The sequence below is a fragment of the Pseudoalteromonas sp. US3C1004 genome (assembly GCF_048401065.1).
Taxonomy (GTDB): domain Bacteria; phylum Pseudomonadota; class Gammaproteobacteria; order Enterobacterales; family Alteromonadaceae; genus Pseudoalteromonas; species Pseudoalteromonas undina.
In genome coordinates this window covers 2,698,107-2,714,299 of record NZ_CP183073.1, presented here as the reverse complement: position 1 = coordinate 2,714,299, position 16,193 = coordinate 2,698,107, and the positions used below count along the sequence as shown (strand labels likewise).

The following is a 16,193-nucleotide window of genomic DNA, read 5'->3' as shown; positions in this document are numbered from 1 at the left end:
ATCCGAGTGCATTCCCTTTGTTACCATTCCGTTGTGTTGCCTTTAAGGCCTGTCCTTTTTGTTCCCTATCCTTTATAAACAACTATTCCGATGTTGTTATCCATTATGCATCATCCTGATGCTATCCCTTGTGCAACAATCCATTGCGATACTCATCCTGAGCCTGTCCTTAAATCCCTGTTATCCTAAAAACCAAACCTTGGTATTCGAGTAGTTAATCCGTTTCCATTTACTCGGTAAGCGTCGTTGCTTATTTATGGGTTAATTATAGAGAGTGATTTGCAGTAAATGTAGGATAAAACCGCTTATGGTTTATGTTCTTACAAATGAAATATTTATAAATTATTTAAAATACAATGGCTTGCTGTATTTATGGGGTGTTATGCAGGGTGTTTTTACTCATTTACTGCCATAAGCGTAAGAGATATCTTACAAGGGTTTTCTTTTTTGGGCGTATTTATCACTAAGTAATTATATAAAGTGTGCACTTTTTAGTTCATCGCGGTAAAATTAATGATAATAATTATTAGTCAGGTAAGAAAATATGAAAAAAACACTAGCGCTTGTCGTTGGACTAATTATCTCAGCACCTGCTGTTGCAACCGATGTTGTGAATATTTACTCATTTAGACAACCTTTTTTAATTAAACCTATTTTAGATGATTTTACACAGCAAACAGGCATTAAAACTAATGTTGTGTTTGCTAAAAAAGGCCTAATCGAGCGTGTTAAGCGTGAAGGCAAGCACAGCAAAGCAGATTTAGTTTTAACCTCAAACTTTAGTGCGTTAATTCAGTTAGAAGAGCTAAAGCTAACGCAAACTATTGAGAGCGAGCAGGTTAATAATAATGTGCCGGCTGCATTTCGTGATGGCGATGGTCAGTGGGTGGCGCTCACTAAACGAGTGCGTAATGTTTACTCTTCAAAAGAGCGTTTAGGTCCATTACCTGAGCTGAGTTATGAAGATTTAGCCGAACCTGAATATAAAGGTCAAATTTGTACTCGCTCTGGTAAGCACCCGTACAACTTAGGGTTAGTGGCTTCCATGATTGCTCATCATGGTGAAGTCCAGACTAAAACATGGCTTGAGGGTGTAAAAGCGAATTTAGCGCGTAAGCCGCAGGGAAATGACCGTGCGCAAGTGAAAGCCGTTAAAGAAGGTTTATGTAATTTAGCTTTAGGTAACAGTTACTACTTAGGTAAAATGTTGCAAGATGAAGCGCAAAAACCGTGGGCAGATGCGGTTAATATTAATTTTCCAAACCAAACTAACCGTGGTTCGCATATTAACGTATCGGGTGCGGTAATTACTAAGTATGCTAAAAACCCTGAAAATGCCTTGAAACTTATAGAGTATATGACCGACAATAAGGCGCAAAATATGTATGCCTCGCTCAATATGGAGTACCCGGTCAAGCCAGGTGTTAAGCTTTCAAGTTTGGTTGCATCATGGGGAAGCTTTAAGGAAGACAGCTTACCGCTTGATGAAATTAGCAAATATCGTCCATTAGCCCTTAAGCTAATTGATGAGGTGAAGTTCGATCTTTAATGACTTATAAATTTCAGCTGTCGAAGTGGCAGCTTATTGCGTGGTCGACGGGTTTATTACTGTCGACCCCGTTGTTTTTTCTACTAGTAGAATCTTTACAAGGCGACTCAGAGGTATTTACCCACCTGTGGAATACCGTGCTGTGGGACTATATAAGTAATACCGTATTGCTGGTTTTAGGTGTAGGGTTACTTAGCTGCCTGATTGCGTTGCCACTGGGTTGGCTCACCGCTTATTGCCGTTTTCCTGGCAAACAACAGTTTGAATGGGCATTGATGCTGCCGCTTGCCATGCCTACCTATATTATTGCTTATGTGTACACTGATTTACTCGACTACGCGGGGCCGCTACAAATAACACTAAGAGAGTGGTTTGGTTGGCAATCACCCAGTGATTACTGGTTTTTTGATATACGTACTTTGCCAGGGGCTATCATCATGATTGCGCTGGTACTCTACCCGTATTTATATTTAATTTTTAAAACCGCATTACGTGAACAATCCTTTAAATTAGTCCAAGCAAGCCAATTAATGGGATTAAGTGCATGGAAAAGCTTTTTTAAAGTAAGCCTAGTGCTTTCTCGTGGCGCTATTGTTGCGGCACTTGCTTTGATCAGCATGGAAACCATGGCTGATTTTGCTACCGTTAGCTACTTTGCAGTCAGTACGTTAACCACCGCAGTATACGATACTTGGTTTGGTTATTACTCATTAACTGCAGCAGCAAAAATTTCAGGGGTGATGTTGTTACTGCTATTCTTAGCATTGATCACCGAGCGTTTTAGCCGTCGTAACCAAGCTGTATTTGAGCGTCAGTCAAGTGTGAACAGTGAGGCGCTTTATATTCTTAAAGGTAAGTCTGCATGGTTAGCAACAGGCTTTTGTAGCCTTATTTTAATAATCTCATTTATTATTCCCATGGTTGTTTTGCTCAAGTATGCAATCACGTATTTTGATCAAGCGTGGAGTAGTGAATTTTTTAGCTATGCATGGCAAAGTTTGAAAGTGGCCGCAGTAGTGAGTGTAGTGACTATTGTTTTGAGTGTTTTAGTGGTGTTTTATCAGCGCATTGCAAAACAAGCAAACCCACTTATACCTGGGCGCTTAGCAAGTACCGGGTATGCACTCCCTGGGACAGTATTAGCTATTGCTGTATTGTTGCCACTCACCCTATTAGAAAATACTATTAACCGCATTCTGACTCCTTATAACTTAGATATTGGTTTATTACTTACTGGTAGTTTACTAACGATTATCTTTGCTTATATTGTGCGTTTTTACGCAGTTGCTCATGGTGCTATAGAGTCGAGCTTTTCACGCATTAGCCCCTCGCTTGATATGGCAAGTCAGTCAATGGGGAAAAGCCAAGGCCACACATTACGCTTAGTGCATTTGCCTTTATTACGCCGAGGCTTATTAACCGCTGGTTTATTGGTATTTATTGAGTGTATGAAAGAGCTGCCCGCAGCCTTACTGCTAAGGCCTTTTGATTTTGAAAGTTTAGCTACGCACGTGTTTCAATATGTTAGCGATGAACAATTAGAGCTGGCCTCCATATCAGCTTTATTTATAGTGGTGGTAGGCTTTATTCCGTTATATTTTATTAATCGTTCAATGGAGCAACGTAGTTAAATGAGTAGTTTGATTTTACAAGGTGTGAGCTATGCATATAACGGGACTAAGGTTGTAGATGATTTAGACTTAACCTTAGGTAAAGACGAAATAGTGTGTTTACTCGGTGCCAGTGGCTGCGGCAAAACCACCACGCTTAAAGCCATTGCAGGGTTAATTGAAGCCAAACAAGGACAGGTATTTATTGATGGTAAGTTAGTCAGTGACGCCAATACGTTTGTGTCACCAGAGCATCGTAATATTGGCATGATGTTTCAAGACTACGCATTGTTCCCACATTTAACGGTGGCGAATAATATTGGCTTTGGTCTAAGCGGTATGAGCAAAACGGATAAACAGGCTCGCGTGGATGAAATGTTAAAACTTGTGCACTTGGTTGGCTGCGCGGATAGATATCCACATCAACTCTCTGGTGGTCAACAGCAACGGGTAGCGATTGCGCGTGCATTAGCTTATAAACCCAGCTTACTATTGTTAGATGAGCCGTTTTCTAATATTGATACCCAAGTCCGATTTGAATTAATCGCTGATATAAGACGTATTATTAAAGCTCAACAAGTGTCGGCAGTATTTGTTACTCACTCAAAAGAAGAGGCGTTTGCATTTTCAGATACACTTGCTGTTATGCACCAAGGTAAAATTGCGCAGCAAGGAACGCCAGAGCAGCTTTTTGCTAAACCAAGTTCAAAGGAGGTTGCAGAGTTTCTGGGTCAGGGCATATACTTAAGCGCAACTGCATTAACAGCCACTGAATATGAAACGCCGTTTGGTGTGGTTAAATCAATACTGCCACAGCAACACGCAGTGGCTGAAAAGGGGGTTATTTATGTGCGTCCACACCAGCTTGAGCTTGCCAGTAGTAACAATAACGAACTGCAGTGTGAGTGCGTTACAATTCTAAGCAGTCGCTTTATTGGCTCTGCTTATGTATATACTGTCGTTATTGCTGAACAAGAAATAGAAGTTGCAGCTCAGTATGGCCAGTCATTTGAAATTAATGAACAGGTTATAATAAAAATAAAACCGCACACGGTGAATTTTTTTAAATCGTAATTAATCACTGTGTTTTGCTCTAAAAAGTAAGGAATAACAATGGCGCAAGCGCAATCAGGGATTTGTGCTGAAGCAAACTTACACGGTTTGCACTTATTTTTTAATGTACTTGATGGTCACGACGAATCACTTCGCGCTAAGCTTAAACAAGTGAGCGATATTGAAGATGAGTTTAGTGATCAGTTTTCTGAATCTATGCTTTCTTGCATGGTGGCAATTGGTGCGCAATATTGGCCGCATATCTTACCTGATTTCATGCCAAGCGAGCTGCAAAGCTTTCCTAATATTACCCATAGCGAGTTTGTTATGAGTGCAAGGCCATGTGATTTGTTTGTGCAAATCCGCTCAGACAGAGAAGACGTGAACCACTTGTTTGCACTACAAATACTCAAACTATTCACCCCTGATGTTGAGCTGGTAGAGCAAGTTCGTAATTTCCGTTTTTTAGATGGTCGTGATTTTAATGGTTTTATTTATGCGGGCGATACCCCACATGGCCGTCAAAAACGCGTAACGGCGTTAGTAAACAAACCTGATAGTTTTGAAGATCAAGGTAGTTACATTCATGTGCAGCGCTATAAACATGACTTGAGCCTGTGGCAGCATTTGTCATTACATGAACAAGAGCAAATAATGGGTCGTACACGCCTTGATAATACCTTGCTCAGCCCCGCACTTGAGAGCAGCCATGCAACCCGAAGTGAATTAAAAGACGAACAAGGTCAGGCACTGTTACTTAACCAAAGCATGCCTTATGGCGATGTGTATGAGCAAGGTATGTTAGTGATTACGTGCTCTGCTAAAGGGGATGCATTCGAAAAAGTGCTAACTAGCCGACTAGGGCAGGGAGAGAATTATGATCACTGGCTTGATTTTACTCAGGCGGATATGGGCTCTGCATTTTTTGCCCCCTCAGTACGATTTTTAAAGCAGTTATAAAAATTACAAAACGGCTATGTATTATTCATAGCCGTCTTTATTACAGCGTTAGTGATTAAACCGTATCAAATAAAATACGAACACGCTCTAGTGTGAGGTCTATTTCTGAGATTTTAGCTGGTGCGATAAAAATAGTATCATCGCCAGCAATAGTACCTAGTACGCCATCTGCTTTGCCTAATGAATCAAGTAAACGCGCAATGAGTTGAGCAGCTCCAGGACTGGTGCGAATAATAATCATCATTTCGTTATGCATAATATCAATAACGAGCTGGCGTAATGGGCTCTTAGCGGTTGGTACCCCCATTTCGGCGGGTAAACAGTATACCATTTCTTGTTTTGCATTACGGGTGCGTACCGCGCCAAACTTACTTAACATTCGCGACACTTTACTTTGGCTAATATTATCAAAGCCTTGCTCTTTTAACGCATCAACTATTTCGCCTTGTGAGCCAAAGTTTTCTTCTTTTAAAAGTGCTTTAAAGGCTTTAACCAATGCTTCTTGTTTATCTTGTGGTTGCATAGTGTCTAATTAGTTATGTAATAGATACTGCAAATTCTACACAAAAATGCATAATTATGCAGCAGTTGTTTGCTTAAGTTGCCATTTTGCTGCGTTTAAACAGCAAAGTTTACAACTATGGTCGAAAATATAGCTAAAATAAGCAGGATAAATTTGTTTTTAGTCGTTAATTTCTTTATCTTATGAACCACAAATATTTCCTACCTCAAATCACGGAGAATTCCAATGAAAGTTGCTGTATTAGGTGCTGCAGGCGGTATCGGTCAAGCGTTGTCTTTATTATTAAAAACAGGTTTACCAGCTGGCTCTGAATTATCACTATATGATGTTGCGCCAGTAGTTCCTGGTGTTGCTGTTGACCTTTCTCACATCCCAACAGATGTTAAAGTTGCAGGTTTTGGTGCTGACGATTTAGATAAAGCATTAACAGGTTGTGATATCGTTCTTATCCCAGCGGGTATGCCACGTAAGCCAGGTATGGATCGTGCTGATTTATTTAATGTTAACGCTGGTATCATCAAAACACTAGCAGAAGGCATTGTTGCTAACTGTCCTAAAGCGCTTGTGGGTATTATTACTAACCCAGTTAACGGCACTGTACCAATTGTTGCTGAAGTATTTAAAAAAGCAGGTACTTATGATGCTAAACGTGTATTCGGTATTACAACACTCGATGTGATCCGTTCTGAAGCGTTCATTGCTGAGCTTAAAGGCGTTGACGTAGCAAGCGTTAAAGTTCCAGTAATTGGTGGCCACTCAGGCACAACTATCCTACCGTTACTTTCTCAAGTTGAAGGTGTTACTTTCACTGATGAAGAAGTGGCTGCACTGACTCCACGTATCCAAAACGCGGGTACTGAAGTAGTTAATGCTAAAGCGGGCGGTGGTTCTGCAACATTATCAATGGGTGCTGCTGCTGCACGTTTTTGTATGTCTTTAGTTAAAGGCTTACAAGGTGAAGACGTTGTAGATTATGCATACGTTGCTGTTGAAAATGGCGATGCAGAGTACTTCGCACATCCAGTACGTTTAGGTAAAAATGGCGTAGAAGAAATTCTTTCTTACGGCACACTAAGCGCATTTGAAGAGCAAGCAAAAAATGACATGCTTGAAACTCTGAAAAAAGACATTAAAGAAGGTGTTGATTTTATGGCGTAATAGCCAAAATTAACCCATAAAAAAAGCCTGCATTTGCAGGCTTTTTTATTGCTCGGAATTATCTACACAGTATAACTTAGTGGTCGCGATCAACCGCTATTCTAGCTAAGCTAATTAATGCTTGCTTGTAACTTGATTCAGCTAAGCAATCTAAACAAGCAATTGCTTTCTCTGCTTCTTGCTCTGCTTTTTGCATAGTGAACTCAAGGGCATTGGTATGTTTAAGTGCAGCGAGTATCTCATCTAGATGCTCCATACCATTACAGTGCTCAATAGCGTCTCTTATTAACTGTGTTTGATGCTCACTACCGTGTTGCATTGCATATATAAGAGGTAACGTCGGCTTACCTTCAGCTAAATCATCGCCAATGTTTTTACCAAGTTGGTCGGCATCAGCGTTGTAATCTAAAACATCATCCACTAACTGAAAAGCAGTGCCTAAATGCATACCATACAAATTAAGTGCGTTTAATACACTGTCATCTTGCTCAGTAATAATAGCAGCTAGCCCGGTTGCAGCTTCAAATAACTTGGCGGTTTTAGAGTAAATAACCTGCATATAACTGGCTTCAGTAGTATCTGGGTCATTACAGTTCATTAATTGCAGCACTTCGCCTTCAGCAATAATATTGGTTGCATCGGCTAATACTTGCATTATCTGCATTTTACCAAGGCCTACCATTAGCTGAAACGAGCGAGTATAAATAAAGTCTCCCACGAGAACACTGGCGGCATTACCAAACTCGGCATTTGCTGTGGGTGTGCCACGGCGCAAGTTAGATTCATCTACTACATCGTCATGTAAAAGCGTTGCGGTATGAATAAATTCAATAATTGTTGCTAGCGTAATGTGATCTTTACCTTGGTAACCTAGCGCTTTAGCCGCCAAAATAGCCAACATGGGGCGAACACGTTTGCCACCGCTGTTAACAATATACAAACCAAGTTGATTAACTAACGCCACATCTGAGCGCATTTGCGCATGTATTAGTTGATTGACGTCATTCATATCGCTTTCGATTAACGCCTGGATAGCTTTTATATCCATTGATCTCCGAGCCAATTTTAATGTGTGAACGGCGCAGATTGTACAACAAAAAACGCATTAGCTCGATATTTTGTGATGATTCCTTAAAAAAACACCCTTAAGTAGGTTAAATGACCTATTAACTTGGTGAATAAATGATTAAACAGCGCGGTTTAAATTTGAATCATCCTTGACGGTTAATTGAACTGCGTGGGCTTGCTTTGCGATTGCTAATTTATTTTCTCTAACCGTTAAAAAGCGCTTGGCAAAGGGGGATTTTAATATAAAATAGGGGAAATATTGAATTGCTCTCAATGCAGCTACTTTTTATTCATTTAATTACAAAAAGAGGCTTGCTAGTTTTTTCGCATTAGCGTAAACTTCGCGCCCTATTGAAGAATATTTTAGTTGCGTCGATTTGAGGGCGCACAGACGGAGTTAATTATGTACGCGGTTTTCCAAAGTGGTGGTAAACAGCACCGTGTGACTGAAGGTCAAACAATTCGTCTTGAGAAATTAGACGTTGAAACTGGTGCAGCAGTTGAATTTGATTCAGTACTTTTAGTTGCTGATGGTGAGAAGATCGAGATTGGTGTACCGTTCGTAAACGGTGGTAAAGTAACAGCTGAGGTTGTTTCACACGGTCGCGGTGAGAAGATTAAGGTTGTTAAATTTAGACGCCGTAAGCATTCTCGTAAGCAAATGGGCCATCGTCAATGGTTCACAGAAGTTAAAATCACTGGCATTAGCGCTTAATTAGAGGTACTTAGAAATGGCACATAAAAAAGCAGCTGGTAGTACTCGTAACGGTCGCGATTCAGAAAGCAAACGCCTAGGTGTTAAGCGTTTTGGTGGCGAATCAGTTCTAGCGGGTAGCATCATTGTTCGTCAGCGTGGAACTCGTTTCCACCCAGGCGCAAACGTAGGTATCGGTAAAGACCACACTATCTTCGCAAAAGCAGATGGTAAAGTTCAGTTTGAACAAAAAGGTCCTTTAAACCGTAAATACGTAACTATCGTAGCTGAGTAATCAGTAAGGTAGTTAAAAAACCCCGCCTTTGCGGGGTTTTTTGTTTTAAGCAGCTCTAAATATATACCCAAGTGTTTTTATGCTCAGTGTGCTCTATAGGCCACTTAGGTATATAATAGAGTTATTAACAAGCCAATCCCTAAAGTGAGTAATCATGAAGTTTGTAGATGAAGTAGAAATTCGCGCAGAAGCTGGTGACGGTGGCAGCGGCATCGTGTCTTTTCGTCGTGAGAAATATGTTCCAGATGGTGGACCTGATGGCGGTGACGGTGGAGACGGTGGTAGTGTTTATCTACAAGCTGATGAAAACTTAAATACCCTTATTGACTATCAATTCGAGCGTTTTCATAGAGCAGAACGCGGTACTAACGGTCAAAGCCGTAATTGTACTGGTAAAAAAGGTGAAGATCTGATTGTAAAAGTACCGGTAGGCACACGTATCATTGATGTTGATACACAAGAATCATTAGGGGATTTAACCCAAGATGGTCAACGAATTGTGGTTGCAAAAGGCGGTTTCCATGGCTTGGGGAATGCGCGTTTTAAATCAAGTACCAATCGTGCCCCACGTCAAAAAACACTCGGAACACCTGGTGAAGTACGTAACCTTAAGTTAGAGCTAATGCTGCTCGCTGATGTAGGTTTACTGGGTTTACCAAATGCCGGTAAATCGACCTTTATTCGCAGCGTATCGGCTGCAAAACCTAAAGTAGCAGATTATCCATTTACTACGCTTATCCCTAACTTAGGTGTTGTTCGTCCTGAAGCAAATAAATCATTTGTCATTGCCGATATTCCTGGCTTGATTGAAGGTGCATCGGATGGTGCAGGCTTAGGTATTCGTTTCTTAAAGCATTTAGAACGCTGTCGTGTGTTATTGCACATTATTGATGTTATGCCAGTTGATGGTTCAAATCCTGTTGATAATGCTTTTGCAATCATTAACGAGCTACATCAGTACAGCCCTAAGCTTGCTGAAAAGCCTCGCTGGTTAGTATTTAATAAAATTGACTTATTGCCAGAAGATGAAGCCAAGGCCTTATGTGAGCAAATTGCAGAAGAGTTAGGTGAGTCTGAAAATATTTATAGTATTGCTGCAATTAATAAATTGAATACTCAGCCATTAATTCACGACATCATGACGCTACTTGATAACATGCCTAAAGAAAAGTTTGTTGAAGTTGCAGACGAAGAGGTTGAATTTAAATGGGATACCTACCATCAAAAAGCCACTAAAGGCGATGATGATGACTGGGATGATTGGGATGAAGATGATTACGACGTAGAAGTTGTCTACGAGCGTTAATGATAATTGTATATGTTTAAAAGGAGCTAACGCTCCTTTTTTATTTTTTAATAATAAAGAATTAGGTGTTTAGTGTGATAATTTCAATGATTGCAGCAATGGCAAACAACCGTGTCATTGGTTTAGATAATAAAATGCCATGGCACTTACCTGGCGATCTTCAGCACTTTAAAAAAGTAACCTCTGGTAAGCCCGTTATTATGGGGCGTAAAACATTTGAGTCGATAGGTAGGCCGCTGCCTGGGCGTCGCAATATTATTATTACTCGCAACACTGAATATAAAGCAGCGGGAATTGAAACAGTAACCACGCCTGAGGCTGCACTTGAGCTTGTTAATGATGTTGCAGAGGTTATGATTATTGGCGGTGGAAACATTTACCAGCAGTTCTTAGGGCAAGCACATCGGTTGTATTTAACCTTTATTGACTTAGATGTAGAAGGGGATACACAGTTTCCTGATTACCAAAATGTTGCAAGTTGGCAAATTGAAGATGAAATGTTGATGGCTCCTGATGATAAAAATAAATATAGTTATAAGTTCGTAACTTTGAATAAAATCTCTTAACATTATTGCCAAAATCTGAGCGTGTTGGTACAATATTAAACAGTCGAGTACGAAAAAAGTATTAATATAGGGTGTCCAATCAATGATTAAATTACCGAAGCTAGTTGTAATTGCTGCTATTGCAGCGGGTTCGTTTGCTTATACTGCGCCTGCAAGCGCTAATGATCAGTTAGCTGTTTCAATCTGTGAATACATTGCTGGTGATGATAAAAACCGTCTGCGTAGCAAATTAAAAAGTTCACGTGTGAAAGTTCGTAATATCTATGATGCAGTTTTCTGTAATGGTAATAACTTATTGCGTCACGCTGTTGCAAGTAATGCAGTTGATACAGGCGAGTACATTGTTAAAAACTTATCAAAGAGCTCACTTGAAGATGGTGCCGATATTGCTTGGGCTGAGGCAAATCATGCTGGATCACCTTTAATCCCTATTATTAAAGACCGCGCAGGCCTTTAAATAAAAGCTTAATTAATAAAAAAAACCGCGTTTAAACGCGGTTTTTTTTACTTAGATAAATTGTCATTTTACACCCTGTTTAACTACCTTTAAGTCTAGTTCCCCCTGAGTATTTATCCTTATTACTCTTATTACATAAAAATGTCATAAAAACTCAATACTCTATGTGTATGTCAGTTTTGAGATATATTTATGCGTGTATCATTTTTTACCCGTTTACTAGCCATTTTATTAACGTTAGCAAGTATCCTTTTAGCCGCTACCTTGTTATGGGCAAGCCATACATTACTTAAACTTCAGCAACAAGATAGCGCATATAGCCAATTAAAAAATAGCATAATGGTCGAGCTTGCCGATCATTTGGAAAGTTATTTAGTACAAGGTAATAGCCAATACCTAAAACAATCATCGACCTTGATTGAGCAGCTTAAAGCGCAACAGTTAACGGTGCTGCCTCCTGAATTAGAAATTCGTTTAGCTGCACAATTAACTTCATTAAATACAGATATTAATGGTAAATACAGAGCACTTGGAAAACTATCTGGCAATGAAACTGCGCTGTTAGATAACGCGCTTAGACAAATGGCCGGCTCAGCCTCTTCACTCATTAATTATGCGCAAAAAGCACCAATGCAAACCAGTAACGCTCTTAATTATTATAAATTAGCGAGTGATTATTACAGTGAAGTGGTTAATTTATCTTTATCGACTTACCAGTTGATCAATGATTACCAACCTGAGGTAGAGAAAAACCTGCAACAAAGTATAAAAACCCTAAATTTACTAGCTATAAATATTGAGCAGTTACCGAACTTAGGGGTAATGACTGAGGTTGATGAGTTTGCTTTATTTGTAGATGAGGAACCGGAAGATTTGGCAGCTGAAATAAAAGCGGAGTTGGTGAGTTGGCCTAAACGTTATTTGCGCGATTTAAGCAGTACTTTATCGCAATCAAAACAACGTGATTCTGGAACGAATGAGTTACGTGAACAAATTAGTTTAGTATCAAAAACAGTGATTGAGGCAGAGCAAACATTAAAAGCACAGCAAGATAACGTGAAACGACAAGTGTTTTGGGTGTTTGGAATAGCAATAGGCGGATTAGTAATATTAGCTTTTAGTGTCTATTGGGTACAGCGCAGACAGGTTTTACAGCCTTTACGACAACTGCGAGATGGGTTTGCATTTTTAATAGAAAGTAATGAGTTAAAAAATATTACAGTGAATAATCCTAAAACAGAGGTAGGAGAAATAGCACAGTATTTTAACCAGCTAATTGAGCGCCAGCGTTTAGAAGCGCAAGAAAGAGCGAATATGCTCAATGTAGTCAGCCAGTTTATGCAGCAAATGAGTGAGCATTTACATACTATTGGGCAAAAAAGTAATGCGAGTTATCAGCAGGTAAATCACAATGAAGAACTGCTTCTTAATATTCAGCAACTTGGTGAGCAGGTTAATCATATTAACGCTCAGGCTGCTGAAAATGCCCAAAGTACTTATGAGGCAATGCAGCAAAGTGTTGGTTTTGCTAAAAGTATGCTTAATGCCAGTTCTGATACACAGCAACGTATTGAGCATGGGATGCATAGTGTTCAGGAATTACTGAGTGGGGTGCAAGGAGTGAGTAATATTATTACGGTTATACGTACCATCGCTGAGCAAACAAACTTACTCGCGCTCAACGCTGCGATAGAATCAGCAAGAGCCGGTGAGCAAGGTCGAGGTTTTGCCGTAGTTGCCGATGAGGTAAGGCAATTAGCAATGCAAACCCAAGGTTCGTTAAAAGAGATCAATGATCAGTTGGCGCTACTAAGTGAAAACTCTCAAGTGGTTTATAAACAAATCAATGCACTAACTGAGGATGCACAATTACAAACCGCAAATGCTCAAGAGCTTAAAGCAAACTCTGAAGGAGTCGCGGGCAATGCGCAGCAGGCTAATAAAGTTGCGATTGATGCAATGGAGCTGGCTAAACAGCAAAATGAGTTGCTCCAAGGCTTTACTCTATCGATGCATGATATGAAAAGCCAAGTAAGTGAGTCGAGTGAATTAGTTGCTGATATAGGCTCGCAGTTAGAGTTGCAAATGACATCTATTAAAGAAGGTCTAGGTTTAGATAACAACAGCGATTAATCGAAGACGAATTAAATATTAATCTGTATGCTAAAAGACTATGTAATTACCCTAAGGAATTAATATGATAGAGCAAGGTCAAACAATACCTGCAGTAAGTTTATCTCAGCTTAGTGATGAAGGTATGCAAACGCTCACTAATAATGAATTATTCGCAGATAAAAAAGTTGTATTATTTGCAGTGCCGGGTGCTTTTACGCCTACTTGTTCCAATGCTCATTTGCCTGGTTATATCGCGCTAGCTGATAAATTCAAGGCTAAGGGTATTAACGCTATTTATTGTGTATCGGTAAATGATGCATTTGTTATGAAAGCATGGGGCGAGTCACAAAATGCAGAACATATAGATATGCTTGCAGACGGCGATGCCAGTTTTACTCGTGCCTTAGGGCTTGAAAAAGATACTGCTGGCTTTGGTGGTTTGCGTTCTAAGCGCTACGCTATGGTTGTAGATAATGGTGTTGTTAGTGAATTACTTGTAGAACAAGAAAAAGAATTTGTAATAAGTAGTGCTGAAGCCGTTTTAGCCAAGCTATAACTAAGCTGTTTTAAGTATTGAATAAAAGCCGATACATATGTATCGGCTTTTTTTATCTAAGGAGAAAGTAGTTTACGGCTGGTATTGACCGCTTAGCGTTAAACCAGAAAAGGTTTGATACGCATTTACGCTTAGATGCCATGTTCCCGCTTGAGGGTTACTAAATGTACATGTTTCAGCGTTACCATTTTTATAAGGACGACAATCATAGCTTGAGCTAGTTGGTTGACTGCCAAATTTTACAAATAAATCTGCATCACCGGTGCCGCCAGACGTTGTTACTGTAAAGCTAGCCATGCCAGCTGGCACATCTAGCGTGTAATGTTTCCACTGACCTGCATTTGCAGTAACATCAGACACTGTGCCACCACCTGCTTGAGGTGTACCTGAACCACCACCGGTTGAACCACCTGTAATGTTACCGACTAAGCTAACACCAGTGTAGGCAGAATAACCATTTAACATTATATGATAAGTACCTGGGGTTGGGTTATCAATAGAGCACTCTTCACTGTTACCGCCTTTATAAGGGCGACAGTCGTATGTAGAGGTAGTTGGTTTGCTACCAGCACGTACATACAAGTCAGCATCACCTGTACCACCGCTCATAGTGAAAGTAACATTAGTGGCACCGCTTGGGACTGTCATAGTGTAAAAGTCTTGTGCACTTGCTGCACCACTTAATCCCGTTTTCACTTGTCCATCAACAAGCTCATTATCACCTGATGTTGGCGGTGGTGTGCCACCTGATGCTGCGGCAACAGCGGCTGCAGCATCCACAATACCTGTGCCACAGCTAGTACATGTTGCAGAGAATGAGCGAGTGGTTGTTTTTAAGATGTTTTCAATTTCATCAGGAGTCGCATTTGGTTTAGCTTGTTTGATCAATGCAGCAACACCCGCAACATGAGGTGCAGCCATTGATGTACCTTGCGAAAAACCATAGCTGTCGCTTGATGGTGTTGTTGAACCTGAGTTGTAAGTAGATAAAACACCCTCAGAATCATTTGCAAAGCTTTGCGCGCCACCTGGGGCTGCTACATCAATATTACTACCATAATTTGAGTAATATGCGCGGCCACCGTTACGGCCAACTGATGCAACGTTAACAACACCACTACAGTTACCTGGGTTGTAGTTTGCAGAATTATCGTTATCGTTACCTGCGGCAATAACAACAACAGTACCGTTATTGCGTGCTGTATTAATAGCATTTTGAGTCGTTGAGCTACATGCACCTGCACCACCTAAGCTCATGTTTATAACATCAGCAGGGTTAGCATTTGCCGATGTACCCGACACATTTCCACCTGAAGCCCAAATAATACCATCAGCAATGTCAGAGGTTAAACCGCCACATTTACCTAACACACGTACAGGCACTACTTTCGCGTCGTAAGCAACACCAGCAACACCTTCACCGTTATTAGTTACCGCAGCAACAGTTCCTGCTACGTGAGTACCGTGCCAGCTAGAACCTTGTGCACCGTTGTTACCACATTCTCCGGCTGCAACAGCATCCCCTGGATCGCGAGCATCGTTATCACGGCCATTGCCATCATTAGCGACTGATAGATTAGAGATCATATCGTAGCCAGGTAAAATATTGGCGTTTAAATCAGCGTGCGGACGGTAACCAGTATCAAGAACAGCTACAACCACGCCGCTACCTGTAGCAGTATCCCAGGCTGTTGGTAGATTTAGGCCACCGGCTTGCTCATAGTAATGCCATTGGTCGCCATAACGAGGGTCGTTTGGTGTTGCAAATGGTTTTAACATTTGATCGACTTCAATGTATTCAACATTGCCTGAATTGACCATTTCTTGCATAAACTGTTGTGCTTCTTCAGCATTGAGCTTTTTGTCGGCACGCATTACGTGATGATCATTCAATGCCATTGCGCGGATATATTTAGCTTTAACTTTACCTTTTTTTGAGGTGAAGTTTTTTACAAAGCTTTGCGCTTTTTTGTTCATCATTGCAGGCGATGCTTCAGCTGTTGATACGTTCATCATATCGCTATTATTTTTATATTTGATAATGAACTGAGTTTCAAACCCACCTTGATTTTGCATTTTAGCTGAGGTTTCAGCCATAGAAGGTGAGATTGCTTGTGCTGGATTTGCCATGCTTGAGCTGGCTGCAAATAGTGTACTTATTGTTAGCGCAACAGCGCATTTTTTAAATGAATCATTAGAAGTCATAATTACCCTTAGTTTTATTATTATTTGTGGAAAGCCACAAAGCGGGTACAAAGGTAAATGATCTGTTAACTATTTTGA

General features: G+C 40.4%; 15 protein-coding genes. 12 read left to right on the top strand and 3 right to left on the bottom strand.

Annotated features, from left to right (window positions below):
• Window positions 1-544: 544 nt before the first annotated feature.
• From ACNSN3_RS12685 to ACNSN3_RS12670, 4 genes are read left to right on the top strand one after another with little or no spacing between them, the layout of a single operon-like run.
• On the top strand, window positions 545-1,549 hold the full coding sequence (locus ACNSN3_RS12685; protein WP_248528922.1) for a Fe(3+) ABC transporter substrate-binding protein: 1,005 nt from the start codon (window positions 545-547) through the stop codon (window positions 1,547-1,549).
• Window positions 1,549-3,180, top strand: coding sequence for an ABC transporter permease (locus ACNSN3_RS12680; protein WP_418607605.1), 1,632 nt, complete (start codon window positions 1,549-1,551; stop codon window positions 3,178-3,180). The genes ACNSN3_RS12685 and ACNSN3_RS12680 overlap by 1 nt, the downstream gene beginning before the upstream one ends.
• On the top strand, window positions 3,181-4,233 hold the full coding sequence (locus ACNSN3_RS12675) for an ABC transporter ATP-binding protein (protein WP_418607603.1): 1,053 nt from the start codon (window positions 3,181-3,183) through the stop codon (window positions 4,231-4,233).
• Window positions 4,234-4,272: 39 nt separating this feature from the next.
• The gene (locus tag ACNSN3_RS12670; RefSeq protein ID WP_054201945.1) at window positions 4,273-5,172 is read left to right on the top strand and encodes a Dyp-type peroxidase; all 900 of its coding nucleotides are present in this window, start codon (window positions 4,273-4,275) and stop codon (window positions 5,170-5,172) included.
• Between the two features lie 55 nt (window positions 5,173-5,227).
• Here the strand turns inward: ACNSN3_RS12670 and argR are convergent, their stop codons facing one another.
• Window positions 5,228-5,695: a transcriptional regulator ArgR gene (gene argR, locus ACNSN3_RS12665; protein ID WP_008466460.1), complete on the bottom strand. Its 468-nt coding sequence runs from the start codon at window positions 5,693-5,695 to the stop codon at window positions 5,228-5,230.
• A 225-nt stretch (window positions 5,696-5,920) separates the two neighbouring features.
• Between argR and mdh the strand changes: the two genes are divergently transcribed.
• The gene (gene mdh, locus ACNSN3_RS12660) at window positions 5,921-6,853 is read left to right on the top strand and encodes a malate dehydrogenase (RefSeq protein ID WP_008466462.1); all 933 of its coding nucleotides are present in this window, start codon (window positions 5,921-5,923) and stop codon (window positions 6,851-6,853) included.
• A 76-nt stretch (window positions 6,854-6,929) separates the two neighbouring features.
• Here the strand turns inward: mdh and ispB are convergent, their stop codons facing one another.
• The gene (ispB, locus tag ACNSN3_RS12655) at window positions 6,930-7,901 is read right to left on the bottom strand and encodes an octaprenyl diphosphate synthase (RefSeq protein WP_008114958.1); all 972 of its coding nucleotides are present in this window, start codon (window positions 7,899-7,901) and stop codon (window positions 6,930-6,932) included.
• Between the two features lie 423 nt (window positions 7,902-8,324).
• Between ispB and rplU the strand changes: the two genes are divergently transcribed.
• The 7 genes from rplU to ACNSN3_RS12620 all read left to right on the top strand — a co-directional run bounded on the left by rplU (window position 8,325) and on the right by ACNSN3_RS12620 (window position 13,910).
• Window positions 8,325-8,636: a 50S ribosomal protein L21 gene (gene rplU, locus ACNSN3_RS12650; RefSeq protein ID WP_004587921.1), complete on the top strand. Its 312-nt coding sequence runs from the start codon at window positions 8,325-8,327 to the stop codon at window positions 8,634-8,636.
• A gap of 16 nt (window positions 8,637-8,652) precedes the next feature.
• Window positions 8,653-8,910: a 50S ribosomal protein L27 gene (rpmA, locus tag ACNSN3_RS12645; RefSeq protein ID WP_008114963.1), complete on the top strand. Its 258-nt coding sequence runs from the start codon at window positions 8,653-8,655 to the stop codon at window positions 8,908-8,910.
• 154 nt (window positions 8,911-9,064) lie between these two features.
• Complete coding sequence (gene cgtA, locus ACNSN3_RS12640) at window positions 9,065-10,216, top strand: Obg family GTPase CgtA (RefSeq protein ID WP_055012496.1); 1,152 nt, start codon at window positions 9,065-9,067, stop codon at window positions 10,214-10,216.
• A 74-nt stretch (window positions 10,217-10,290) separates the two neighbouring features.
• Window positions 10,291-10,782 (top strand): type 3 dihydrofolate reductase, encoded by a 492-nt coding sequence (gene folA, locus ACNSN3_RS12635; RefSeq protein WP_171036849.1) that lies wholly within the window; start codon window positions 10,291-10,293, stop codon window positions 10,780-10,782.
• An 82-nt stretch (window positions 10,783-10,864) separates the two neighbouring features.
• Complete coding sequence (locus ACNSN3_RS12630) at window positions 10,865-11,239, top strand: DUF3718 domain-containing protein (RefSeq protein ID WP_054201942.1); 375 nt, start codon at window positions 10,865-10,867, stop codon at window positions 11,237-11,239.
• 192 nt (window positions 11,240-11,431) lie between these two features.
• The gene (locus tag ACNSN3_RS12625; RefSeq protein WP_418607598.1) at window positions 11,432-13,372 is read left to right on the top strand and encodes a methyl-accepting chemotaxis protein; all 1,941 of its coding nucleotides are present in this window, start codon (window positions 11,432-11,434) and stop codon (window positions 13,370-13,372) included.
• 64 nt (window positions 13,373-13,436) lie between these two features.
• Window positions 13,437-13,910, top strand: a complete 474-nt coding sequence (locus ACNSN3_RS12620; RefSeq protein WP_054201940.1) for a peroxiredoxin — start codon at window positions 13,437-13,439, stop codon at window positions 13,908-13,910.
• Window positions 13,911-13,982: 72 nt separating this feature from the next.
• Here the strand turns inward: ACNSN3_RS12620 and ACNSN3_RS12615 are convergent, their stop codons facing one another.
• A complete protein-coding gene (locus tag ACNSN3_RS12615) occupies window positions 13,983-16,115 on the bottom strand; it encodes a S8 family peptidase (RefSeq protein WP_418607596.1) in 2,133 nt (710 codons plus the stop codon).
• Window positions 16,116-16,193 lie beyond the last annotated feature (78 nt).